We start from the raw sequence: 24,020 nt of genomic DNA, 5'->3' as shown, positions 1-24,020 counted from the left end.
CGGATCTCTCTGATTGCTTGGCAATAATCTTGCGTTACTGGTTAGGTATAGGAAACTTTCGGCAAGTGTCAATTCGCTGCATCGCGGCATGGGCGGTCAGATGTAATATTTTACCCATGCGGTAGCGAACAATCCTGACAACGGGGCCGCAGCCGCTGGCGAGTTAGTTATTGTCCTTCGGGTCGTGCGCTGCAAGGGTGTAGGCCATGACCCAGACCGTACAGCTTCCTCTCTGGCTTTTTGTCCTGATCGTGCTGTTCGCGGCCGTCACGGCATTAAGCCATTTTCTGCTGCCATCGGTGCGCTGGTTTTTCCGACGTCGGTTCGAACGGGCGGTCACCCGGCTGAACACCCGGCTCAAACGCCCGATCCAGCCGTTCAAGCTGGCCCGACGTCACGACATGATCCAACGATTGATCTATGACCCCGAAGTGTCCCGCGAGATCGCGGTTTACGCGCGCGAAAATCATGTGCCGGAAAACGTGGCGTTTCAGAAGGCACAGGAATACGCCCGCGAAATCGTGCCAAGCTTTTCCGCCTTTGCCTATTTCAGCTTTGCAATGCGGGTTGCCAAACTGCTGGCCAGCAGCGTCTACCGGATCCGCACGGCGGATTCCAACGATGTGATCTTTGCGTCAATCCCCGCCGACGCGACGCCGGTGTTCGTGATGAACCACCGCAGCAACATGGACTATGTGCTGGTGACATATCTCGCGTCGAAGACATCCACGCTGAGCTATGCCGTGGGGGAGTGGGCGCGGGTCTGGCCGCTGTCCTCGCTGATCCGGTTGTGGGGGGCCTATTTCATTCGCCGCCGGTCGCGCGGGGGCCTCTATCGCAAGGTGCTGTCGCGCTATGTCCAGATGGCGACCAACGGCGGCGATACACAGGCGTTCTATCCCGAAGGCGGGCTGAGCCTGACCGGCAAACTGCAACCGCCCAAGGTGGGGCTGCTGAGCTATCTTGTCGACGGTTTTGATCCGAAGGGCGAGCGCGACATCGTTTTTATCCCGGTCGCGATCAATTACGACCGCGTTCTCGAAGACCGTGTACTTATGGCCGCCCATGCGCGCGGTGATCGCCGCTTTGGCGCGCGCATCTCCGTGATCGTGGCCTTTATCCTGCGCAAGTTCTGGGAGCGTCTGCGGGGCCATGACACGCGGTTCGGGACGGCGGCGGTCGCGTTTGGCGATCCGGTCAGCATGCGGGCCTACGGCACGGTTGATGACGTGGAAACACTCTCGAAGGCCCTGATGGAGCGGATCGAAAAGGTGATGCCCGTTCTGGGCGTGCCACTCGTCTCTGCGGTGCTGCTGGCGGATGGGCCGCTGAACGTGATGGAACTGGAGGCGGCTGTGGCCAAGCTGATCGCGCAGATGCCGCGGCAGAATATTACCTTTGACTTTCAGAAGACCGGCGCGGAGGTGTCGCGGGCGTGCCGTCACATGCAGCAACACGGAATGATCGAGAAAGCGGACGGCAAATGGGTCATTTCACGCGGGGAGGAAGGGGCGGCGGAATTCTACGCCAATTCCATTGCGCACTTTCTCCCTGATGGGGCGCAAACCGTGAACCCAGATACCCCGGTGCGCGAGGATCCTGCCGATGCTGCGGGTGCGAGGGATTTTTCTGCAACCGCAGGGTCATAAAGTTACAAAATGAAAGGTCGGGAGGTTGCAATGTTGCGCAGTCCTCCTTTATCTATCCCCTAATCGCTGCGATTCTGCGCTGCGGCACACAAAAATTCCTGTAGGAGGCCGACATGGCACTGGACACGAATATCGCACAGTACGAAGCACCTGAAAAAGATCTCTATGAGGTCGGTGAAATGCCCCCGATGGGCTATGTGCCGAAGCAGATGTACGCCTGGACGATCCGCCGCGAACGCCACGGCGATCCTGACAAGGCCATGTTGCAGGAGGTCGTCGACGTGCCACAGCTCGACAGCCACGACGTTCTGGTGCTCGTGATGGCGGCAGGCGTGAACTACAATGGTGTGTGGGCCGCAATGGGCGTACCGATCTCGCCGTTCGACGGTCACAAGCAGCCCTACCACATCGCGGGCTCGGATGCCTCCGGCATCGTCTGGGCGGTGGGGGACAAGGTGAAACGCTGGAAAGTGGGCGACGAGGTCGTGATCCACTGCAACCAGGACGACGGCGACGACGAAGAGTGCAACGGGGGCGATCCGATGTATTCGCCCAGCCAGCGGATCTGGGGCTATGAAACGCCCGACGGATCGTTTGCGCAGTTCACCAATGTGCAGGCGCAGCAGCTGATGCCCCGCCCCAAGCATCTGACGTGGGAAGAGGCGGCGTGCTATACTCTCACGCTGGCGACGGCGTACCGGATGCTGTTCGGCCACGAGCCGCATGACCTCAAGCCGGGACAGAACGTGCTGGTCTGGGGTGCGTCGGGGGGGCTTGGCTCCTATGCGATCCAGCTGATCAACACCGCAGGCGCGAACGCGATTGGTGTGATCTCGGACGAAAGCAAGCGCGAATTCGTGATGGACCTGGGCGCCAAGGGTGTACTGAACCGCAAGGACTTCAACTGCTGGGGGCAGCTGCCGACCGTGAATACGCCCGAATACGCCACATGGTTTACCGAGGCGCGCAAATTCGGCAAGGCGATCTGGGACGTCACCGGCAAGGGCGTGAACGTCGACATGGTGTTCGAACACCCCGGCGAGGCGACGTTCCCGGTATCGACCTTCGTGGTGAAAAAAGGCGGGATGGTTGTGATCTGCGCCGGTACGTCCGGCTTTAACCTCACGTTCGACGTGCGCTACATGTGGATGCACCAGAAGCGTTTGCAGGGCTCGCACTTTGCCCATCTCAAGCAGGCGTCGGCGGCCAACAAGCTGATGCTGGAGCGGCGGCTGGACCCTTGCATGTCGGAGGTTTTCACTTGGAGCGATCTGCCCGAAGCGCACATGAAGATGCAGCGCAACGAGCACAAGCCCGGCAATATGGCGGTGCTGGTCCAGGCCCCCAAGACCGGACTGCGCACGCTCGAAGACGCGGTGGAAGCCGGTAAATAAGCAGCGCCGAACGGCCCTGAAAGCTCAACGCCCTGCGAATCGCGCAAGCAATTCGCAGGGCGTTTACGTTTCTGAAACCAATTCAATGCGATCAATGTTTTGGTATTGTTCTCACTCGCTATTTCTGGGGAGGAAATATTTGTGAGTGGAAGCAAGCGATTGATACATGCTATGATTGAATTAACTTGCTGTTAACCATTAAAAAGGGAACATTGGGATGCGAAGTGACTGGATTTTAGACGTTCTTGCCGATTTGCGCGCATTCGCCCAAGCCAATGATTTGCCTCGCCTGGCGGAACAGCTTGACGACACCGCCTTGATTGCCACGGCCGAGATCGCGATGAAGAATGAGGGGTCTGCGAAATACGCGGATGGCAAACAAGCTCAAACTGGAACGGGTTCTCAGCACCTTAGAACAGGCCGTTAACCTTGAGGATATGCAGAGCGTCACTCAGACGCTGAAAAAGTTCTATGACGTCGATCACGTCGTGTATCATTGGGTCGACTCCGCAGGCGATCAATACGGGTGCGGCAGCTATTCGGAAGAGTGGCAGAAGCGCTATATTACCGAAAACTACCTGCGTATCGATCCTGTCATCCAGGGATGCTATCAACGCTTTCATCCGGTCGATTGGAAGCAACTCGACTGGCGTAGCCGCGCTGCACGCGAATTTCGCGACGATGCTGTGGCGCACGGCATTGGCAGTCAAGGCTATTCGATCCCGATCCGCGGACCCAACGGGCAATTCGCCCTGTTTACGCTTAATTCCACATGCGATGATGCGACTTGGATCAAATTCACCCAGACTCACCGTCGCGATCTGATCCTGATTGCGCATTACTTTAACGAAAAGGCTCTGGAATTCGAGCCCGACCGGGGCGACAGGCAGCCACAGGCTCTGTCACCGCGCGAAATCGATGCGATGACCCTGCTTGCGATCGGATACAGCCGTGCGCAGGTCGCGAACACCCTTTCCATTTCTGAACACACTTTGCGGGTGTATATCGAAAGCGCGCGTTTCAAACTGGGCGCGCTCAACACGACACACGCGGTGGCGCGCGCCATGAGCCGCGGATTGATCGTGGTATAGGGGCATCGTTGCGGCCCTGAGCGCGTTGCGCTAGAGCGTCCTTAACGCGCGGCAGTGTAATCCTTTGTGCATCTTTCAGATGTTACAGGGGAATCCCGAATGTTGCGTTATCTCTACGCCGATCAACTCGACCAATTTCCGAAACTTGCCGACCAGATGTTTCGCCACCGCGCGGACCAGTTCTACACCCGCCTTGGCTGGGACGTCTCCGTTGACGGGCGGGGCCATGAGCGCGATGAATACGATACGCTCAATCCGCTTTACGTGATATGGGAAACGCCCGAAGGCGGTCATGGCGGCTCCATGCGGTTTCTGCCGACGGTCGGACCGGTGATGGTCAACGATCATTTCGCCGATCTGATCGACGCGCCGGTGCGCAACCCGCTGATCTGGGAATGTACCCGGTTCTGCATGGCGCCGGGGCAGGGGCCGCATGTCGCTGCGGCGCTGATGCTGGGTGGAGGCGAGCTGATGACCGGTTTCGGTGTCGAGCAGTTCGTCGGCGTGTTCGATGCGCGGATGGTCAGGATTTACAAGCGTGTGGGATCCTCTCCGGTGATCCTGGGCAGTGCCGGGACCGGCCGTGACAAGATCAGCGTCGGCCTGTGGCAATTCGGGCGCGAGGCGCAGGCGCGGGTGGCCGCGCGGGCGGGGATCGCGCCGGAAATGTCGCGCCTGTGGTTCGAACGCGCGTTCGGGGCGCAGCCGCAACTGGAATTTGCCCGCTCGGCCTGAACGGCTCTGGCCCCTTCTGCGCCATGCGCCTAGTGTCGCGCCATGACGCAAACCGAACTGACTTATTCCGACGACCAGGCCGCCGCACATGATGCGGTGGCCGCCATGCTGCAATCGGCAGGCATCAATCTGGACGATGCGCTGTTGATGCCTTCCAAGGGCAACACCGATCAGGTGATGGCGGTTACGGGAAAGGCCGGATCGGGCAAGACGCTGCTGCTGGCTGAACTGTACCGCGCGCTGGAGGACGCGGGCGTCGATATCGTGTCGGGCGAATATGAATCGCGCAAGCGCAAGGACAAGCGCAGCCTTGCGATCCTGGCACCGACCAACAAGGCCGCGAGTGTTCTGCGCCTGCGCGGGGTGCCTGCCACCACGATCCACCGGATTCTCTATACGCCGGTGTACGATCCCGAATACGAAAAGATCGCGGAATGGCTGTCCGGCAACGGCGAGCGGCCTGTGATCGAAGGGCTGAGCGATCTTTCACTGGACCGCGCCGCGGCGTTCTATGCCAACAACAAATCCATCCCCGGCGCGCTTGCCGCCGCCGGGCTGCGCGGCAGTGATTTCATCACTGGCTGGAAGCGGCGCGAAGAGCCATTGGACATTGGGTTCGTAGACGAATCCTCGATGCTGGACGACAAGCAGTTCGAGGATCTCAAGGAGATCTTTCCCACGCTTTTGCTGTTCGGCGATCCGGCACAGCTGGCCCCCGTCGGGCAATCCGGCACGATGGTGTTCGAGAAACTGCCCGAAAAACGTGTGATGAACCTTGACCGTATTTTCCGACAGGAGGCCGACAACCCGATCCTCGATCTGGCCCATGCGCTGGCCGATCCTGATCTGCGGTTCGAGGATTTCGAGCGGATGGTCGAGGATGCCTCCAAACGCGATCCGCGTGTTGTCTGGGGACAGCGCGTCGAGGTCGACCTGATGGCGCGCAGCCCCGTGCTGGTCTGGCGCAACGCCACGCGCATCCGTTTGATCAATGCGTTCCGCGCGGTGCACGGCGCGCCCGAGGATGCGTTGCTGGAGGGAGAGCCGCTCATTTGCGACGGGATCGAATTGCCGCTCAAGCACCGCAAGAAGCGGCTTGACCTCGAAGCGCGCGGCCTGATCAAGGGCGCGCAGGTGATCTATCTGGGGGCCGGGCGCAAGCCGGGGTTCAGCCGTCTGCATGTGATGGGGGCGGAGGACCCGCAGGTGTCGGCCGCGAGCATCGTCAAGATCGAGAAACCCGACGAGGAAGAGCCGTTCATCCCCTTCGCGGCGCGCATGGGGGCGACGTTTCTGCACGGTGCCGCAGTGACGATCCACAAGGCGCAGGGCAGCCAGTGGGACACGGTGCAGGTGTTTGCGCCCGATCTGTATGCCGCCGCCCGTATGGGGCGGATGGAAGCAGGCCAACCGCTGTGGAAACGGCTTGCCTATGTTGCGATCACCCGCGCGCAGGAGCGGCTGATCTGGGTGGTGCGCAACCGGCTGTCAAAGCCGACGGCAGGGCTTCAGATCGACGATTTGCGTGCCACGCCCGCAGCGCCGCTGACCTTGAATGCAGCCGAGGAGGAAACGGAATGAAGTCGATCCTGATCACCGGCGCCAGTTCCGGCATCGGCCGCACCACGGCGGAGGCGTTTCTTGAGGCCGGATGGCGCGTGGGGATGGTCGCGCGGCGCGCGGAGCGGCTCGCGGAGGTGGCGGATGATCATCCGAATGCTGTGTCCCTGCCTGCGGATGTGACGGACGGCGATGCGATGGCCGCCGCTTTCGACAGGTTTGGCCAGCTGGATGTCCTGTTCAACAACGCCGGTGTTTTCGGGCCGTCCGTTCCCATTGACGAGGTGCCGCTCGAGGTTTGGGAAGACGTGCTGAGCGTGAACCTGCGCGGCATGTTCATTGCCGCGCGGCTGGCGTTTGGCCGCTTTCGCGCGCAGGGGGGCGGCGGGCGGATCATCAACAATGGGTCGATTTCCGCGCACACACCTCGCGAGAATACGATCTGCTACAGCACGACCAAGCACGCGATTACCGGTCTGACGAAATCGCTCGCGCTCGACGGGCGGCCCTTTGATATCACGGCGGGCCAGATCGACATCGGCAATGCCGAAAGTGAGCTGTTGGTGGGTCTCAAGACCGCGAACCCGGATATGCAGACGATGGATGTGTCGCACGCCGCAGCCGCCGTGCTGCACATGGCGCGCCTGCCTCTGTCGGCCAATATTCCGTTCATGACCGTTATGGCGACGAAGATGCCGTTTCTCGGACGCGGCTAAGCTGTCCTAGCGGCGCAGCAGTCCGAACACAGCCGACGCGCCCCAGCCCGCCGCGATGGCAATCGCGAGCGACAAAAGGCCATAGATCAACGATTGCTCGCGCGAGAGTTTGAACAGCCACCGCTCCAGCCCGACCTTGCGCACATCGATGATGGTCTCGTACTGCGCCACGACCGACCCGCCACGCATCAGGTAGATGCGGGTGTCATAGCCGCCTTCTGTCAGGGCTGCGGGCAGGGTGACGGAGGTGCGAAAAAGCGTCTGTTCCTCGACCGTCACCGCGCCCTCGTTGCGCTGGTACAGGTTGGATTTCTTGCGGATCCGGATCAGCGATTGCGTAAAGGCACCTGCATCGCTGATGCTTTGCGGTGCGCCGACGGACCGGATCGCTTGCGGGATGGTGATCTTGTGGCGCTGGTCCTCGACGGCGGACAGGATGTCGTCCAGCGGGCCGGAGGTGTTGATCGCGTAGAAGGACGGCGCGCGGTCCACCTCGACCGCATCCGTATTCACCCAGATGCCGAACCGCTTTTCCTTGCGGCGCACCAGCACCGGATAGGACGGGCCGGCGACCGTGACAATCACCTCTAGGTCCGATCCGGCGGGAATCGGAGTTTCACGCTTTACCGCGCCAAAGACAAGAATTTCGGAGCCATCGAAGTTTGTCGTAATGGACACGGTGTTGCGGCTGAGCCCCAGAACGACCTCTTCCTTGGCGCCTGCGACGGAGGCAAGCAGCACCCAGCACGATATCATGGCGAAAAACCCGCGCATCAATGGCCCTCCGTCCCGATGGAGTACAACTCGGCCGGTTGCAGCAGCAACTCAAGGGCCAGTTTACCGCAGACGACCAAAACCATGATGGCGAGGAGGATGCGCAGTTGCTCGGCCTTCATCTTGATCCCGATCCGCGTGCCGATCTGTGCCCCCACCACACCGCCGACCAGCAGCAGAACGGCCAGCACGATGTCGACAGTGAAGTTCGTCGTCGCGTGCAGCATCGTCGTGAAGGCGGTGACGAAGATGATCTGGAACAGCGACGTGCCGACGACGACCTTGGTCGGCATGCCGAGCAGATAGATCATCGCGGGGACCATGATGAAACCGCCGCCGACCCCCATGATCGCGGCCAGCACACCGACGGCGACACCGACGATCAGCGGCGGGATGACCGAAATATACAGGCCCGAGACCCGGAACCGCATTTTCAGCGGCAAGCCATGGATCCAATTGTGCTTTTTGCGTTTGGGGGCTTTGCCGCGCTTGGTGTTGCGAATGGCTTTGAGGCTTTCGATGAACATCAGCCCGCCGATGACGCCCAGGAAAACAACGTAGCAGAGCTTGACCAACAGATCGACCTGGCCCTGCGCCTTGAGATAGTTGAACACCATCACACCCAACGCGGCACCGACCAGACCACCGACAAGCAGCACGGTGCCCATCCTCAGATCGACGGTCTTGCGTTTGAAATGGGCGAGCACGCCGGAAAAGGACGACGCGACGATCTGGTTCGCTTCGGTGGCGACGGCCACGGCGGGGGGGATGCCGATGAAAAACAGCAACGGCGTCATCAGAAATCCGCCGCCCACGCCGAACATGCCCGAAAGGATACCCACGATCCCCCCCAGGCCCAGTAGCAGGAAGGCGTTGACCGATACTTCGGCAATGGGAAGGTAGATCTGCATGGCGTTCCCTTAGGCGTACCAGAGCCCTAGATCAACAAGCGATCCGGCCCAAGCTTGCATAGGATATAAACCATCTTCCCTGTCGGTCCTATCGCTCTTTCACATAGGGTTCGCCACCGGCCCGGGGCGGGATCGCCTTGCCCACAAAACCGGCAAGGATGATCACCGTCATGACGTAGGGCAATGCGGCAAGTAGTTGTCCCTGCACCTTCATCCCGATCAGCGATTCGATCACGTCGGGGCGCGTTTCCAGCGCCCCGAAAAGGCCGAACAACAGCGTCGCATAAAGCGCGTGCCACGGCCGCCATTTGGCGAAGATCAGCGCGGCGAGTGCGATGAAACCGCGCCCCGCCGCCATATCCTTGACGAACCCGGCTTGCAGCGCGGTGCTGAGGTAGGCGCCCGCGACACCACACAGCACGCCACAGATCGCCACGGCGGCAAAGCGCAGACCGACGACGGAGACGCCGGCGGTATCGACCGCCGCGGGGTTTTCTCCGACCGCGCGCAGGCGCAGACCGAACCGTGTTCGAAACAGGATCCACCAGGTCAGCGGCACAGCGGCAAACGCCATATAGACCAACACGGAATGCCCCGAGATCAGCTCGTAATAAAGCGGTCCGATGAAGGGTACGTTTTGCAGGGCTTCGGCAAAGGGCAGGGTGACAGGCTCGAACCGGGCATTGCCGATCAGCGAGGGCGTGCGTCCGCCCTGTCGAAACCACGCCTGGGCGATCAATACCGTCATGCCCGCCGCGAGGAAGTTGATCGCAACGCCGGAGATCAATTGATTGCCGCGAAAGGTGATCGAGGCGATGCCGTGGATGGCGCTCAGCGCCAGCGAGGCGGCGATGCCCGCCAGCAGCCCGACCCAGACCGATCCGGTCAATGCCGCGACGGCGGCGGAAAAGAACGCGGCGGCCAGCATCTTGCCTTCGAGGCCGATGTCGAAAATGCCCGCGCGTTCCGAAAACAGGCCAGCCAGACACGCCAGCAGCAGAGGCGTGGCAAGGCGCACCGTCGAATCGAGCAACTGGATCAGGGTAAGATACATGTCCATCTGCTCAGACCTCCTTGCGCTCGGGCTTGGGCGCGCGGCGCAGAGACAGGAAGACCCGCTCAAGCGGCATCCGCACCATGTTGTCGAGCGCGCCGGTGAAGAGGATCACCAGCGCCTGGATCACGACGATCAGATCGCGCGGGATCGTTGTCCAGAGCGCAAGCTCGGCCCCGCCCTGATAGAGAAAGCCAAACAGGATCGCGGCGATGAAGACGCCGAACGGATGCGACCGGCCCATCAGCGCGACGGCGATGCCGATGAACCCGGCACCCTCGACGGAGTTCAGCACCAGCCGCTCCGCTTCTCCCATGACGTTGTTGATCGCCATCATCCCGGCCAGCCCGCCGGAGATCAGCATGGTGATCATGATGATCCGGGTCGGCGGCATTCCGGCGTAGCGCGCCGCCGATTCAGAATGGCCGTAGGAGCGGATTTCATAGCCAAGTCGGGTGCGCCAGATCAGCAACCAGATCAAGACACAGGCCGCAACGGCGACCAGCAGCGAGACGTTTGCGGGGGCCGCCTTGGAGAAACTGATGCCGATCGGGGCGAGCAGATCGTGCAGCGTCGGCAGGTTGACGGCCTCCGGGAAACGGGCGGTGGCCGGGTCCATCGACCCTTGCGGACGAAGCATGTTGACCAGCACGTAGTTAAGCAGGGACGCCGCGATGAAGTTGAACATGATGGTGGTGATGACGATATGGCTGCCGCGCCGGGCCTGAAGCCACCCGGGGATCGCGGCCCACGCCGCGCCGAACAGCCCGGCGGCAACTGTTGCTCCGATCAGCGCCAGCGACCAATGCGGCCATGGGATATAGAGGCAGGCAAGTGCGACGCCCAGACCGCCGAGTGCGGCCTGTCCTTCCCCGCCGATGTTGAACAGGCGCGCGTGAAAGGCGACGGCCACGGCCAGCCCCGTGAACATGAAGTTGGTCGCGTAATAAAGCGTATAGCCCCACCCATAGCTGGACCCCAGCGCACCGTTGACCATCAGCTTGACCGCAGCGACAGGATCTTCACCGATTGCGAGGATCACCAGCGCCGACAGCACCGCCGCGAGCAGAAGCGAGATCAGCGGCACGAGGATCACCTCGGCCCATTTTGGCATCACATCCATCTCAGACCCCTTTTTCCGCTGCGTGCACATGGGCGAGATTGCCCTGCACCTCAGCCACGCTGTGTTCAGCCCCGGTGTCCGTGATGCCGGCCATCAACAGCCCAAGCTCTTTCTCATCCGTTTCCGACGGCAGACGCTCGCCCATGATTTGCCCGTCGAACATCACCGCAATCCGGTCCGACAGCGCCATGATCTCGTCAAGTTCGACCGAGACGAGCAGCACCGCCTTGCCCTTGTCGCGCAGGGCGACGATTTGTTGGTGGATGAATTCGATTGCGCCGATGTCGACGCCGCGCGTCGGCTGGCCGATCAGCAACAGATCGGGGTTCCGCTCGATCTCGCGGGCGAGCACGATTTTCTGCTGGTTGCCGCCCGAGAAATTCTTGGCGGCCAGTTTGGGGTCGGGCGGACGGACGTCGAACCGCGCCATCTTACCTTCCGTGTCCGCGCGGATCGCGGCGTTGTCCATCAGGATACCGGAGCGGTAGGAAGGATCGTTATGATAGCCGAAGGCGACGTTTTCCCAGGCATGGAAATCCATGATCAGGCCCTCGCGCTGGCGATCTTCGGGGACATGCGCGATGCCGCGCGCACGGCGCGACTGGCCGTCGGACTTCGCGCCGCTCAGGTCGATGGATTCGCCGTTCACTGTGATCGTACCGGTCCCGTCGGCGTAGCCGCCCAGCACTTCGAGCAGTTCGGATTGCCCGTTGCCCGCGACACCCGCGATGCCCAGTATTTCCCCCGCGTGCACCTGTAGATCAATGCCGCGCAGCCGCTCGACGCCCTTTTCGTCCTTGACGTGCAGATTCTGGACATCCAGCACGACAGGCCCCGGTTTGGCGGGTGTCTTGTCGACCCGCAAGAGAACCTTGCGCCCCACCATCAGTTCGGCCAGTTCGGCGGGTGATGTCTCGGAGGTTTTGACCGTTGCCGTCATCTCGCCACGCCGCATGACCGAGACGGTATCGGTGATATCCATGATTTCGCGCAGCTTGTGGGTGATCAGGATGATGGTTTTGCCCTCCGCGCGCAACCGGTCGAGAATGCGGAAAAGCTGGTCGGCCTCCGCAGGCGTCAGAACGCCCGTCGGTTCGTCCAGAATGAGAATATCCGCCTGCCGGTAGAGCGCCTTGAGGATCTCGACCCGTTGTTGCATGCCGACGCCGATGTCCTGTACCAGCGCATCGGGCTCGACGTTGAGGCCGTAGTCCTCCGCCAGTTCCACAAGCGTGCGGCGGGCCTTGGCGATGGAAGGTTTGAGCAACCGCCCGTCCTCGGCCCCCAGAATGACATTTTCAAGTACGGTGAAATTCTCGACCAGCTTGAAATGCTGGAAAACCATGCCGATGCCTGCAGCGATTGCAGCCTGGCTGTCGGTGATGTTGGTTTTCTTGCCCGCGACAAAAATTTCGCCCTTATCAGCTTTGTAAAAGCCGTAGAGGATCGACATCAGCGTGGATTTGCCCGCGCCGTTTTCGCCGATGATGCCGTGGATGGTGCCGGGCATGACGCGGATCGAGATATCCTTGTTCGCCTGCACCGGGCCGAAGGCCTTGGAAATGCCTTTGAGTTCGATGGCGGGATCGGAGGTCATGAGGCAGTCCTTGGTGTGGCACGCATTTACAGGGCTGCGGGCCTTGGCGGAGGATCGCTGGAAAAAGGGCCGCGTCGAGTGTCCCGACGCGGCCTGTCTTCTGTCGGATCGGTCAGAAGCTCAGCACAGGGCAGCTGTCGTCGGACATGTAGTCGTGGACTTCAAGTTCGCCGCTGGAGATCTTCGCGGCCGCTTCGTCCACGGTGCTTTGCATCTCTTCGGTGACGAGGTCCGCGTTGTATTCGTCCATTGCGTAGCCGACGCCACCGTTGCCGACGCCCATCACGTTAAAGCCTTTTTCCATGCCGGCACCCTCCTTGAATGCCTGATAAACGGCGTTGTCGACCCGCTTGAGCATGGAGGTCAGGACTTTGCCCGGGTGCAGGTAGTTCTGGTTGGAATCCACGCCGATCGACAGGATATCCTCATCGGCTGCCGTTTGCAGCACGCCGACGCCGGTGCCACCTGCCGCGGCATAGACCACGTCTGAGCCCTGGCTGATCTGAGCCTTCGTCAGCTCGGAGCCTTTCACGGGGTCGTTCCAGGCGGCAGGGGTCGTGCCGGTCATGTTCGCGATCACCTCGATTTCGGGGTTCACCGCCAGCGCGCCCTCGGCATAGCCGCAGGCGAATTTACGGATCAGCGGGATATCCATGCCGCCGATAAAGCTCACCGTGCCGGTCTGGGAAGCCTGTGCCGCCAACATTCCGACGAGGTAGGATCCCTCATGCTCGTTGAACACGACAGAGCGGACGTTCGGCTGATCGACAACCATGTCGATGATGACAAAATCGGTATCCGGATAGTCTGTGGCGACCTGGCCCAATGCGTCGCCGAAAGCAAAGCCGGTCATCACGATGGGATTGGAACCCGCTTCAGCAAAGCGGCGCAGCGCCTGCTCGCGCTGGGCTTCGGATTGAAGCTCGATCTCGCGGAAGGTTTCTCCGGTTTCTTCCGCCCAGCGCTGCGCACCCGCAAAGGCGGCTTCGTTGAAGGATTTGTCGAACTTGCCGCCCAGATCGAAGATCAGCGCAGGTTCCGCCAGTGCGGCACCCGCGCTCAGCGCTGTCGCGGCGGCAGCGCCGAGAAATTTGGTCATCAGGGTCATTGGTTTCTCCCAGGTTATAGAATTGGGGCCGGGGCCATCGCGATGGCCCGTCTGCCCGGTCGCACGTCTGCTTGCGCGACGCTGCACCAAATTTGCGGCGCTAAAGGGCATGGGGTCAACCGGATTCTTGGTTTGCGGCGGGTGCAGGGCGCTATTGCCCTCGCGTCAGCGTCTTCGTCATCAGAACCGCGTCTACGGCCGGGGCCGGTTTGCGGACATAATAGGCGCGCCGCAAACCCGACTGCTCGAATCCCACGCTTTGGTACAGGGCGATGGCCGCGTCATTGTCTGACGCGACTTCGAGAAATGCGGTTTGGGCGGGACCCGAGGAAGCGGAAAGCCAGCGGTCCAGCAGACCGCGGGCAAGGCCGCGGCGCCGATGTGCCGGATGCACCGCGAGCGTGATCAGCTCGGATTCGCCGGCCAGCGTCCGGGTCAGCGCGAAGGCCTCAGGCTCGGTGAACGCGGTGATATGTGGAGAGAGCAGAAGCGCCTCGAACTCCTGCGCCTGCCAGCCGCGATCATGGATGAAGGCGGCGGCGTGGATGCGTGCCATGTCAGCGGGCGTCACACCAGAATCCGGGGCGGCGCATCGCGCGCGGGGGCAGCATCGGCTGGCCGGATGTATAACGGGCTGGGCCGTGTTGTGGTCTGCGCATAGCGTTCCAGGCACAGATGCGCGATGGCGTCGGCGACGAAATGTACGGGTGCGGCACCGAAGGCACCGATCACCGGCGCGTCCGAGGTTGCAAGCACCGATATGGATTGCAGCGATGGAGACTGGTAGGCGGGGGTGTTGAACCCCTGCACGAAAACCATATCGCGGCGTGCATCTACCGCGCACAGACATGGCGCCTGGGTGCCATAGTGCAGCGCGTCGAACGCGCTCACGCCGACCGCCGGTATGGAGAGGCCAAGCGCAAGACCCCGTGCGGCGGAAACGGCGATTCGAATGCCGGTGAAGTTGCCCGGACCAATGCCAACCCCGATCGCATCGAGATCGCTCAGTGCCGTGCCAGACTGGTCCAGCAGATCCTGAACAAGGACCATGAGCCGCTCGGCCTGGCCTTTGGCCATCGGTTCATGCGCGCGCGCGATGATCTTGTCACCTTGCAAGAGTGCCGCCGCGCAATGCGCGGCGGACGTATCGAATCCGAGGATCATACGTCTGTCCCGATCAGGCGACGGGGCGCACTTCGGTCACTTCGGGAATGTAGTGGCGCAGCAGGTTCTCGATGCCCATCTTCAGCGTCAGGGTCGAGGAGGGGCAGCCCGCGCAGGCCCCCTGCATGTGCAGGTAGACGACGCCGCGATCAAAGCCGTGGAACGTGATGTCGCCGCCATCCTGCGCCACTGCGGGACGCACGCGGCTGTCGAGCAGCTCCTTGATCTGGCCGACGATAGCCCCGTCCTCGCCGTCATGCTCCGCATGGCCGGATTTGGGCGTATGATCCGCGCCCATGACGGGCTGCCCGGACTGGAAATGCTCCATGATTGCGCCGAGCAGGCTGGGCTTGAGATGGTCCCAATCCAACTCGTCGTTCTTGGTAATGGTGACGAAATCAGTGCCGAAGAACACGCCGGTCACACCCTCTACGCCGAACAGACGCGTGGCCAACGGTGAGCTTCCGGCGGTGTCTGCCGTCGGGAAGTCCGCCGTGCCCATGTCCAGAACCGTCTGGCCGGGCAGGAACTTGAGGGTGGCGGGATTGGGTGTCGATTCGGTTTGGATAAACATGCGGACGGTCTCCATCTGGGCTGTTCCAGATATGCGGATAAAGGGCCGCGATGTCAAGGTATCTGGAATGATTCTAAAGTGTGATCGGGGTCTCAGGTGATCGCTTCAAGCCGTTCCTTGCTCAGATCGCCGGGCACGATGGTGATCGGGATCGGCAGGGTGCCTGCATTGCGCGTCAGCTGGGTGACAAGCGGGCCGGGCCCCTTGCCATCGACCCCAGCACCAAGGACCAGAACGCCGATCTCGCTGTCTTCGCGGACCTGTGCGACGATCTCGTCCACCGGCTGCCCTTCGCGGATCACCAGCTGGGGATCGACCCCCTGCCGGTCCCGCATCCATTTCGCGAAAACCTCGAAATGCACTTCGATCCGCTCGCGGGCTTCTTCGCGCATGATGTCGCCCACGCCGATCCAGTGGTTGAACTCTTCGGGCGGAATGACGGACAGTACCTTGACCCCGCCGCCGGTTTTCGAGGCGCGCATCGCGGCGAACCGCATGGCGTTCAGACACTCGCGGCTGTCGTCCAGAACCACTAGAAACTTGCGCATTGTACTCTCCCCAAGTCAGCGCGGATCATGGCGCGCGCCCCGCCGCGATGCAATTGGCTTTTGCCCCAAAGCTGCAGGGGCGTCATCGGCGTTCGCTGGCGGCCCAGTCCCAATACATTTCGCGCACACGCTGGGTGACGGGGTTGCCGTTGCCGCCCACCTCGTAGGTCGTTTCGTCGAACGCCCTGATCGGCGTGACTTTCATCATGTTGCCGGACAGGAAAATCTCGTCGGCGGCGTGAAAATCATCGAAGCCGAGCACCCGTTCGTGGACCCTGATGCCATCGTCTCGCATATTTTTCATGTGCCGTGCGCGGGTGATTCCGGCAAGAAACGTGCCATTGGGGATCGGGGTGAAGACCTCGCCGTCCCTGACCATGAACACATTCGCGGTGGCGCTTTCGGCGACGTTTCCCATCGCATCCGCCACAAGCGCGTTGCCGAACCCCTTGGACCGGGCTTCGGCCAACATGCGCGCGTTGTTGGGATAAAGGCAGCCGGCCTTGGCATTGACCACGTTGTCCTCAAGAACAGGCCGCCGAAACCGCGTGCGTGTCAGGCTCGATGCGGCCTCAGGCGAGGCCATCGGGATCTGTTCGAGCGAAATGGCGAAACCGGTTGCGTTAGCGCGCGGCACGACGCCCAGGTCGTCGCCTTCCAACGCCCAGTACATCGGTCGGATGTACACTGCAGCCTCGCGCGGATAGGCGGCAAGCCCTTCGCGCACCGTGGCGACCATGGTTTCGGTGTCGACCGTCGGCGTGATCATCAGCGCCTGTGCCGAACGGTTTATGCGCGCGCAATGCGCCTCCAGATCCGGCGCGAGCCCATCGAAAAGCCGCGCGCCGTCGAACACCGTCGTACCGAGCCACGCACCGTGATCGGCGGCTTTCATCACACTCAGGTCGCCGTCGTGCCAGGTGCCTTCGAAAAAGGTCCGTATATGTGTGCCCGTGGCCATAGAAGTAACTTTCGCTGTGCGGGCGCGGTCAGGGCGCGCTGTGATATATGCCTTCGGGCAGGTTCAATGCCGCCGCCAGATCGCGCAGCTGGTTCGGCGATAGCGTAATACGCAGCACCCGATCCGTCTTTGCATCCCATTGTTCAATGGTGATCTGGCTGTCGAACGCGTTGAGGATCACGTCTTCTTGCAGGGGAGTCTCCCCTTCATCGACCAGCGTGATCACGGTCGCATCGAATTCGTGCTCTATCGTAAACATAGCTGCAAGATGACCTGATCCGCGCGACGACGCAAGGCAACTAACTGCTCCTTGCGGCTTCTCGCACGCTGTGGTGATCGGACTGGCCCCTCCCGTCCATCATGTTAAAATGGACCATCAGATTGTTCGAAAAGGAATCTCTCACATGATGTTGCGTGCTTTTGCCGCTGTTGGTTTCGCGCTGACGCTGGCCGCCTGTGATGTGGTGCCGGTGGGCGGGGCCGCCCCCGGCCCGATTTCCGGCCCCGCCTCGGTTCAGACCCAGCCGGTCGCGTCCTCGGGTCGTCAGAACGCGCGCAATTTCGTTCGCGTCGTGACGCAGCTTGAACCCGTCGCGGAACGCGAGTGTCGCGCGCGTACCCGCAACATGAACTGTGATTTCAACATCGTTGTCGATGATCGTCCGGGCCAGCCGGCCAACGCCTATCAGACGGTCGACCGTCAGGGCCGCCCGATCATCGCGTTCACGCTTGCGCTGATCGACGATGCGCAGAACGAGGACGAGCTCGCCTTTGTCATGGGCCATGAGGCGGCACACCACATCGCGGGCCACATCGGACGCCAACAGCAAAACGCCGTTGCCGGGGCTGTCATCTTCGCGGGCTTGGCAACGCTGAGCGGCGGAGACGCCAGTGCTGTCCGCTCCGCGCAGGAGCTTGGCGCGCAGGTTGGCGCGCGGAGCTATTCCAAGGATTTCGAGCTTGAAGCGGACGCTTTGGGCACCGTGATCACAGCACGGGCGGGATATAATCCGTTGCGCGGCGCGGAATTCTTCGCCCGTATTCCCGATCCGGGCGACAAGTTCCTAGGCACACATCCGCCCAACAGTGCGCGCCTCGATACCGTGCGCAGGACCGCAGCGGGTCTGTAAGGTACGGATGCGCAAGCTGGGTCAGATCATCAGCGACAGAGGCAGCAAATACGCCGTATCGGGCTGCCCCGTGTCGACGCGGTCCGAGGTCGACGCGGCGCTCAAGGCGCTGAAAACCAAGAAGGCCTATGCCAGGGCAACGCACAATATATGGGGTGTGTTGCTCACCCGGCACGGGCCGCTCAAGGCGGATGACGGTGAAAGCGGGGCGGGCATGGTGATCTTGCGGATGCTGGAGCGGGAGGGGCTGGCGGATCATCTTGTCGTGGTGACGCGGTGGTACGGCGGCAAGCATCTGGGAGGTGACAGATTTCGCCATGTGCAGGCCTGCGTGCGGGGGTATCTTGACGCTTTGTCAGATGCTTAGGGCGATGGCCGCGAAGAAGCAGACCGAGGCGACAAGCACGAAGGCGTGCCAGATCGCGTTTTGATAGGCCAGGCTTTCGCGCGAGAACACAATTGTGCCGACCGAATAGACCAGACCGCCGATGACGATCAGCGACAGGGCGGGGCCAGGCAGGGCGTGCCACATCGGCCAGACCAGCAGGACCGACAGCCATCCCATCATGAGATACAGCGCCAGCGATCCCTTCGCATCAGTGCCCCAACCGCGCATCTTGGCCACCGCCCCGATGGCGGCGAGCGTCCACACGACGCTGAGGATGACATAGGCAAAGGCCGATCCGATCATGACGACCAGTGGCGTGTAGGTGCCAGCGATCTTGAAGTAGATCGCGGCATGGTCGATCCGGTTCAGCAATGCCCGCGTCGCGTCGACCGGCGACAGGTGATAGACTGCTGAGGCGGTGAAGGCAGCAACCATCGACATCGCGTAAAGCGTGACCGCGCCGAGCAGGAGGGCGCTGTCCTCTGCCTGAAGAAACAGGAGCGCGCTGGCGGGCAGCGCAAACAGAAGCCCGGCGGAATGGATTACACCGTCGGCCACTGTCTCGGGTTTTGAATGTGGGTAGGCCATTCTAGACGTACCACAGCGCCAAAGTATCGCAATCATGTGTCATCGGATCTGCCTTCGCGTCTGCCTTCGCGCGCCAGATGCCGGCGATACAGCAACGGTGCCAGTGCATGATCGTAGACCTTGCAAGCGAGCCAATGGACGCCGGGCAGGCTGATCACCGTGGCAAGCCACCGCATCTGCGGGATCTCACGCCATAATTGGATAAAGGCCGGAATGCCGCCGTATACCTGCCCGTCCTTGCGCACATGCAGACGCTGTGCCGCTTCGCGTTGGGTCATCCCCCAAGCGGCGAACGTGTCCGCGCTGCCCAGATCGTGATACCCGATCGGCAATTTCTGACGTGCGCTCAACTTGGCGTAATGATCTACCTCGCGGCTGCAAACCGGGCAGGAGGCGTTGTACAGAACTTCGACTTTGTCATCCATCCGACAAAGTTAGGCAGCTTCGGCATCAATGCCAGCCCTATCGCGGCTTATTCCCGTCGATCCACCGCGACATGAGCGCACGGTCGCGGAAACACTCGGGCGGCACCTCGGTGCGTTTGATCCGTGCGATCCGTTCGGCAAAACCGACCTGTTTGGAAGACGGATAGTCGTTGAAAGCACTGGGCGCAGGTTTGTGCGCGTCTATCCATTTCGACAACCGCGCACGGTCCTGCTCGATGCCGTCGGGCAGATCATCGCCCGTTTTCGCCGCAAGCGCGCGGGCATAGTCGATCTGCTTCGCCGTGGCGGGCGTGTGCGCGGGCAACGGCAGATCGGGTTGCTCGACTGCGGCGGCAGGCGTGCTTTGGCTGAAAAAGCCGGGAAAAGAGGGTTGAAACGACATGGCACGTTCCTCGTTCTGATTACCCTCAGTATATAGAACATTAACGGAACATTTTCAAGTGTTCTGTTTTTGTCCGTCAGTGCACGCGCCTGCCACCGCTGTGGATCACAGAAGCCAGGCTGCGTTTTCTGTCGGAAGACGGCGGTGCGCAGGCCCTCAGACCAGACGCCCCCACAGATCGTATTCGCCCGCTTCCTCGACCTCGACGGTGACGATATCCCCGACGGTCAGCGTCTCGAAGCCTTCGTCGATGAACAGGTTTCCATCAATTTCCGGCGCGTCGGCCTTGGTACGGCAGGTGGCCGCATCGGTGTCGATCTCGTCGATGATCACGTCCATGCGTTTGCCGACCTTGGCCTGCAGCTTCGTCTCCGAAATCGCCTGTGCCTTTTCCATGAAGCGGTCCCAGCGATCCTGCTTGATGTCGGGGGCTACATGATCGGGTAGCGCGTTCGACCGCGCACCGGCGACGTTTTCGTACTGAAAGCACCCCACACGGTCGAGCTGCGCCTCGTCCATCCAATCAAGCAGGGTCTGAAATTCCGCCTCTGTCTCACCGGGGTAGCCGACGATGAATGTCGAGCGCAGGGTGATGTCGGGACACACCTCGCGCCATGCGGCGATTTCATCGAGCGTACGGGACGCTGCAGCGGGGCGTGCCATGCGTTTGAGCGTGTCGGGATGTGCGTGCTGGAACGGGATGTCGAGATAAGGCAGCACCAGACCGTCCGCCATCAGCGGTATCAGCTGGCGCACATGAGGGTAGGGGTAGACGTAGTGCAGCCGGACCCAGGCGCCCAAGGATCCAAGATCGCGCGCCAGATCGGTGATATGCGCGCGGTGGCCGCGCGCCTCGGCGTGCTTGATATCGACGCCGTAGGCGGAGGTATCCTGTGAGATCACCAACAGTTCTCTGACGCCGTTCTCGACCAGCTTCTCCGCCTCGCGCAGCACCGCGTGCGCGGGGCGCGATTGGAGGCGCCCGCGCATGTCGGGGATGATGCAGAACCTGCACTTGTGATTACAGCCCTCGGAGATTTTCAGATAGCTGAAATGGCGCGGCGTGAGCGAGACGCCGGAGGCGGGCAGCAGATCGATGAAGGGATCGGGGGAGGGCGGTACGGCGGTATGCACGGCATCGAGCACCTGCTCGTATTGGTGCGGGCCGGTCACTGCGAGGATGCGGGGATGATGCTCGCGGATGTAATCGGGCTCCGCCCCCAGACACCCGGTGACGATCACGCGGCCGTTCTCGGTGAGCGCCTCGCCGATGGCGTCGAGGCTTTCGGCCTTGGCACTGTCGAGAAATCCGCAGGTGTTCACGATCACCGCATCCGCACCGGCGTAATCAGGCGATATCGCATAGCCCTCCGCGCGCAGACGGGTCAGGATCCGTTCGGAATCGACCAGCGCCTTGGGACAGCCGAGGCTGACCATGCCGATTGTCGGCTGGCCGGGACGGTCCGGAGTGGCGATGCGCGCGCGCGGGGCCAGATCGGGGCGAAGGTTCGGAGGATTTGTGCTCATGCCTGCGCTATAGGGCAGGCGCACGGTCTGGGCAATCTCTCACGATGTCTCAGGGCGCGCGGACCGGCAAGCCAGCGCCCAGCCATCCCGGCCCTGCGCCCGATCCCATCATGCCTTCGGGGACGTCCAGAACATTGGTAAAACCGGCCTCTGCCAGCGCCTCCGCCAGCCGGCGCGAGCGGACACCACGCGCGCAGATCAGCGCGACAGGGGCATCGCGGGCGCCGTTTACCTGCGCCAGCAGATCGCGGGCGAACGCAGGATCGCGCATGTCAAGCGGCACGGCGCCGTACGGGATGCCGGTGCGCGCCCATTCGTCGGGCCGCCGGATGTCGGTCAGGGTGATGCTGCCCGCACGGGCGGCGCGGTGTGCTTCGTCCACGCTCAGCGCGCTCTGCGAGGCGGTACTGCCCGACAGATTGAGCCAACAGGCCGCGAAACCGCCACCGGCAGCGAGCACACCCAGCGCCAGGCCGCCCCCCACGATTGCGCGCCGCCGCAAGGGTTCAACCTTCGGGCGCTTGCGAGGACCACTGCGGGATGGTCGCGGTGGAAGCCGGTGTCGGGTCGATGTCGGGCCAGTTGCCTTCGGACAGGTTCAGGTTGCCGGGAATGTCTTCGTGCCAAAATCCCGCGACGTTCTCGGTGATATTGAGGTACAGCTTGCCGTCGACGATGCGCCAAAGCGTCGGGTTGCCGGGGACCTTGCCCCCCTTGGCCACGCCGTAGGCACAATGGCCGTCGTACTGCGGTGCGTACTGCGCGGGGTCTGCGAGAAACCTGTCGCGGTTTTCGTGCGAGGCGAACGCAAAGGTCGCGCCGTTGTGGTCTGCGGTGATCGTCTTGTCTCCGGGGACCGGCGCGGTCTGGGTTTGCCCCACCGGGTTCTGCGGCAGATCGAAGTAGGCGACCACATCATAGCCGGACGCGGCATAGCCGGTCTCGTCAACGTATTGATCACCGGCAAAGGCAGCCCTAGCGAGAGTGAGGGCCGTGATGGCGGCGGCAAGTGAAACGGCAAAGCGTGTCATGATCTGGCTCCTGACGAAGACGCGAAATGCGCCGGTAGCCAGCACGCTAACGCGTCGCTGCCCGTGCCGTATATCGCAACCGCGTGATCTCGCAGGTTTGTGAGGACGCTGCGCCTGTTATTTCAGGATCGGCGGCGCATCGGGGTCGCTGCCAGGCATGCGCGGTGTCTTTTGCAGGGATTCCATCTGTGGCAGGTCAAAGCGCAACCCGACTTTCATCAGCTTGCCGACCGTCGGATCGGTATGGGCGAAAAACCCCACATCCATTGCGCCCGCTTCGATGCCGGAAAACGTCAATGCCTCGGAGGCGGCGCGCACCAACGCATCCTGCGCGCGCGGGATCGCGTCGACGAAGGCCAGTAGATGCCCGCGTCCACCGGTATCATATTCCACCCCCACCAGCCACGCGTTCGCGGCCATGCCGGTCGCGGTCGCCAGCTTTGCGTCGATCGCCTCTATCAGCGATTCCGGCAGGCCCTTGGGGGGCAGCACCCGCTCGATCCGCGCTTCGACCTCGCCTGCCGCGTGCGACAGCGTTTCGCGCAGCCAGGCCACCGCCGTGTCGGGCATCAGGATCGCCGAGGGCGCCACGTCGATGTTGAGCGCGAGGCCCAGCGGTTGCCCGTCGAGCATCGCCGCCACGTTGCGCCCCGACAGCGCCACGTAGGCCGCCGCATCGCCTGCGTATTGGGCGAGGCGCTGTGCGCGATCAAACACCAGTAGATATTGCGCGCCGTCCGTCTCCAGAATTTTCGGATCAATTTGGTCGCCCGCAGGTTCCGCTTCGAGCAGGACGTACAATTCCACATCCGCCATGCGTTCGTAGAACCGCAGGCGGGCTGTATCATCGTTGGGGGCGGCCATCATTGCGGCGTGGGCCGTATCAAGCGGGGTCTCGCTCATTGCATCACCTCTTTTACGGCGGCTTGCAGGCGCGGGATCACCTCTGCCTCGAACCACGGGTTTTTCTTCAACCATCCCGTATTGCGCCATGACGGATGTGGCAAGGCAAAGACACGGTCGGGCAGGCGTTCCCAGTTGCGCACCGCGTCGGTGACTGTCGTGAAGTCGGGCAAGTGGTATTTCATCGCGTGCCCGCCGATCAGCACCGTCAGCGCGATGTCCGGCACGGTTGCCAATGCCGCGCTGCGCCATGTTCGCGCGCAAATGGGTGGCGGTGGCAGATCGCTTCCCTTTGCACTGTAGCCGGGAAAGCAGAAGGCCATCGGGATGATCGCCACTCGCGAACGGTCGTAAAATGCGTCCTCGTCGAGCCCAAGCCACGCCCGCAGGCGCACGCCCGACGCATCCCAGAACGGGGTGTTCGCTTTGTGCACTTTCATGCCCGGTGCCTGGCTGGCAATCAGCAGACGTGCTCCGGGCCGGAACCAGACGACGGGGTTGGGCCGGTGCGCCGTGGCGGTGGCGGCGAAACGCTCGGCGCACAGCGTGCATGAACGCAGGTCGGGACGAATATCGGTCATAGCCAATACGTAAGCGCCGCTTCCGACTTGCCAAGTGGTATTCGGGGACCACTTGCGGATTGGCCTTGCGGGCGCGAGATATTTC

28 protein-coding genes are annotated in these 24,020 nt (G+C 62.1%); 8 read left to right on the top strand and 20 right to left on the bottom strand.

From position 1 onward, the window contains the following. Positions 1–206 precede the first annotated feature (206 nt). From Q1A06_RS08695 to Q1A06_RS08670, 6 genes are all read left to right on the top strand, one after another. Complete coding sequence (locus tag Q1A06_RS08695) at positions 207–1,649, top strand: 1-acyl-sn-glycerol-3-phosphate acyltransferase (protein WP_299561661.1); 1,443 nt, start codon at positions 207–209, stop codon at positions 1,647–1,649. A 113-nt stretch (positions 1,650–1,762) separates the two neighbouring features. Then, on the top strand, positions 1,763–3,043 hold the full coding sequence (ccrA, locus tag Q1A06_RS08690; protein WP_299561658.1) for a crotonyl-CoA carboxylase/reductase: 1,281 nt from the start codon (positions 1,763–1,765) through the stop codon (positions 3,041–3,043). A gap of 371 nt (positions 3,044–3,414) precedes the next feature. Beyond that, on the top strand, positions 3,415–4,134 hold the full coding sequence (locus tag Q1A06_RS08685) for an autoinducer binding domain-containing protein (protein ID WP_299561653.1): 720 nt from the start codon (positions 3,415–3,417) through the stop codon (positions 4,132–4,134). A gap of 99 nt (positions 4,135–4,233) precedes the next feature. Further along, positions 4,234–4,869, top strand: coding sequence for an acyl-homoserine-lactone synthase (locus tag Q1A06_RS08680; RefSeq protein WP_299561650.1), 636 nt, complete (start codon positions 4,234–4,236; stop codon positions 4,867–4,869). Between the two features lie 42 nt (positions 4,870–4,911). Further along, positions 4,912–6,450 (top strand): AAA family ATPase, encoded by a 1,539-nt coding sequence (locus tag Q1A06_RS08675; RefSeq protein ID WP_299561647.1) that lies wholly within the window; start codon positions 4,912–4,914, stop codon positions 6,448–6,450. Continuing rightward, positions 6,447–7,145, top strand: coding sequence for an SDR family oxidoreductase (locus Q1A06_RS08670; RefSeq protein WP_299561644.1), 699 nt, complete (start codon positions 6,447–6,449; stop codon positions 7,143–7,145). The genes Q1A06_RS08675 and Q1A06_RS08670 overlap by 4 nt, the downstream gene beginning before the upstream one ends. A gap of 6 nt (positions 7,146–7,151) precedes the next feature. Here Q1A06_RS08670 and Q1A06_RS08665 read toward each other — a convergent pair whose 3' ends face one another. The 12 genes from Q1A06_RS08665 to Q1A06_RS08610 form a co-directional block, all read right to left on the bottom strand. Next, a complete protein-coding gene (locus Q1A06_RS08665) occupies positions 7,152–7,919 on the bottom strand; it encodes a TIGR02186 family protein (RefSeq protein ID WP_299561641.1) in 768 nt (255 codons plus the stop codon). Next, complete coding sequence (locus Q1A06_RS08660) at positions 7,919–8,830, bottom strand: sulfite exporter TauE/SafE family protein (protein WP_299561638.1); 912 nt, start codon at positions 8,828–8,830, stop codon at positions 7,919–7,921. The genes Q1A06_RS08665 and Q1A06_RS08660 overlap by 1 nt, the downstream gene beginning before the upstream one ends. An 88-nt stretch (positions 8,831–8,918) precedes the next feature. Next, the gene (locus tag Q1A06_RS08655; RefSeq protein ID WP_299561635.1) at positions 8,919–9,890 is read right to left on the bottom strand and encodes an ABC transporter permease; all 972 of its coding nucleotides are present in this window, start codon (positions 9,888–9,890) and stop codon (positions 8,919–8,921) included. A gap of 4 nt (positions 9,891–9,894) precedes the next feature. Then, the gene (locus tag Q1A06_RS08650; RefSeq protein WP_299561633.1) at positions 9,895–11,007 is read right to left on the bottom strand and encodes an ABC transporter permease; all 1,113 of its coding nucleotides are present in this window, start codon (positions 11,005–11,007) and stop codon (positions 9,895–9,897) included. A 1-nt stretch (position 11,008) separates the two neighbouring features. Beyond that, the gene (locus tag Q1A06_RS08645; RefSeq protein ID WP_299561630.1) at positions 11,009–12,604 is read right to left on the bottom strand and encodes an ABC transporter ATP-binding protein; all 1,596 of its coding nucleotides are present in this window, start codon (positions 12,602–12,604) and stop codon (positions 11,009–11,011) included. 112 nt (positions 12,605–12,716) lie between these two features. Continuing rightward, positions 12,717–13,712: a BMP family ABC transporter substrate-binding protein gene (locus Q1A06_RS08640; protein WP_299561627.1), complete on the bottom strand. Its 996-nt coding sequence runs from the start codon at positions 13,710–13,712 to the stop codon at positions 12,717–12,719. A 151-nt stretch (positions 13,713–13,863) separates the two neighbouring features. Further along, a complete protein-coding gene (locus Q1A06_RS08635; protein WP_299561624.1) occupies positions 13,864–14,283 on the bottom strand; it encodes a GNAT family N-acetyltransferase in 420 nt (139 codons plus the stop codon). After that, positions 14,280–14,876, bottom strand: a complete 597-nt coding sequence (gene tsaB, locus Q1A06_RS08630) for a tRNA (adenosine(37)-N6)-threonylcarbamoyltransferase complex dimerization subunit type 1 TsaB (RefSeq protein ID WP_299561621.1) — start codon at positions 14,874–14,876, stop codon at positions 14,280–14,282. Before tsaB ends, Q1A06_RS08635 begins: the two co-directional genes overlap by 4 nt. A 13-nt stretch (positions 14,877–14,889) precedes the next feature. Next, positions 14,890–15,450, bottom strand: a complete 561-nt coding sequence (locus Q1A06_RS08625; protein ID WP_299561618.1) for a NifU family protein — start codon at positions 15,448–15,450, stop codon at positions 14,890–14,892. 92 nt (positions 15,451–15,542) lie between these two features. Continuing rightward, on the bottom strand, positions 15,543–15,998 hold the full coding sequence (locus Q1A06_RS08620; protein ID WP_299561615.1) for a universal stress protein: 456 nt from the start codon (positions 15,996–15,998) through the stop codon (positions 15,543–15,545). Between the two features lie 82 nt (positions 15,999–16,080). Beyond that, positions 16,081–16,959 carry a branched-chain amino acid aminotransferase gene (locus Q1A06_RS08615; RefSeq protein WP_299561612.1) on the bottom strand — a complete coding sequence of 293 codons (879 nt, stop codon included), beginning with the start codon at positions 16,957–16,959 and terminating at the stop codon, positions 16,081–16,083. 28 nt (positions 16,960–16,987) lie between these two features. Further along, positions 16,988–17,218, bottom strand: coding sequence for a hypothetical protein (locus Q1A06_RS08610; protein ID WP_299561609.1), 231 nt, complete (start codon positions 17,216–17,218; stop codon positions 16,988–16,990). Positions 17,219–17,366: 148 nt separating this feature from the next. Between Q1A06_RS08610 and Q1A06_RS08605 the strand changes: the two genes are divergently transcribed. Both Q1A06_RS08605 and Q1A06_RS08600 read left to right on the top strand, forming a co-directional pair. Continuing rightward, positions 17,367–18,089 carry a M48 family metallopeptidase gene (locus Q1A06_RS08605; RefSeq protein ID WP_299562069.1) on the top strand — a complete coding sequence of 241 codons (723 nt, stop codon included), beginning with the start codon at positions 17,367–17,369 and terminating at the stop codon, positions 18,087–18,089. Between the two features lie 7 nt (positions 18,090–18,096). Then, a complete protein-coding gene (locus tag Q1A06_RS08600) occupies positions 18,097–18,456 on the top strand; it encodes a YigZ family protein (RefSeq protein WP_299561581.1) in 360 nt (119 codons plus the stop codon). Here Q1A06_RS08600 and Q1A06_RS08595 read toward each other — a convergent pair. The 8 genes from Q1A06_RS08595 to Q1A06_RS08560 form a co-directional block, all read right to left on the bottom strand. Further along, complete coding sequence (locus tag Q1A06_RS08595; protein WP_299561578.1) at positions 18,445–19,065, bottom strand: hemolysin III family protein; 621 nt, start codon at positions 19,063–19,065, stop codon at positions 18,445–18,447. The genes Q1A06_RS08600 and Q1A06_RS08595 overlap by 12 nt on opposite strands. Before the next feature lie 32 nt (positions 19,066–19,097). Next, a complete protein-coding gene (locus Q1A06_RS08590) occupies positions 19,098–19,490 on the bottom strand; it encodes a thiol-disulfide oxidoreductase DCC family protein (RefSeq protein WP_299561575.1) in 393 nt (130 codons plus the stop codon). A gap of 37 nt (positions 19,491–19,527) precedes the next feature. Beyond that, the gene (locus tag Q1A06_RS08585) at positions 19,528–19,893 is read right to left on the bottom strand and encodes a hypothetical protein (RefSeq protein WP_299561572.1); all 366 of its coding nucleotides are present in this window, start codon (positions 19,891–19,893) and stop codon (positions 19,528–19,530) included. A gap of 156 nt (positions 19,894–20,049) precedes the next feature. Next, positions 20,050–21,420, bottom strand: coding sequence for a 30S ribosomal protein S12 methylthiotransferase RimO (rimO, locus tag Q1A06_RS08580; RefSeq protein ID WP_299561569.1), 1,371 nt, complete (start codon positions 21,418–21,420; stop codon positions 20,050–20,052). A gap of 49 nt (positions 21,421–21,469) precedes the next feature. Further along, positions 21,470–21,922 carry a rhodanese-like domain-containing protein gene (locus tag Q1A06_RS08575; protein WP_299561566.1) on the bottom strand — a complete coding sequence of 151 codons (453 nt, stop codon included), beginning with the start codon at positions 21,920–21,922 and terminating at the stop codon, positions 21,470–21,472. 4 nt (positions 21,923–21,926) lie between these two features. Further along, on the bottom strand, positions 21,927–22,451 hold the full coding sequence (locus tag Q1A06_RS08570; protein WP_299561564.1) for a YHS domain-containing (seleno)protein: 525 nt from the start codon (positions 22,449–22,451) through the stop codon (positions 21,927–21,929). Positions 22,452–22,568: 117 nt separating this feature from the next. Then, the gene (locus Q1A06_RS08565) at positions 22,569–23,354 is read right to left on the bottom strand and encodes an SseB family protein (RefSeq protein ID WP_299561561.1); all 786 of its coding nucleotides are present in this window, start codon (positions 23,352–23,354) and stop codon (positions 22,569–22,571) included. Further along, on the bottom strand, positions 23,351–23,935 hold the full coding sequence (locus Q1A06_RS08560) for a uracil-DNA glycosylase family protein (RefSeq protein WP_299561558.1): 585 nt from the start codon (positions 23,933–23,935) through the stop codon (positions 23,351–23,353). The genes Q1A06_RS08565 and Q1A06_RS08560 overlap by 4 nt, the downstream gene beginning before the upstream one ends. Between the last annotated feature and the right edge of the window lie 85 nt (positions 23,936–24,020).

Source organism: uncultured Sulfitobacter sp., from assembly GCF_947497275.1.
Taxonomy (GTDB): Bacteria; Pseudomonadota; Alphaproteobacteria; order Rhodobacterales; family Rhodobacteraceae; genus Sulfitobacter.
The sequence above is the reverse complement of the archived record's forward strand: the minus strand, read 5'-3'. Positions and strand labels throughout refer to the sequence as shown.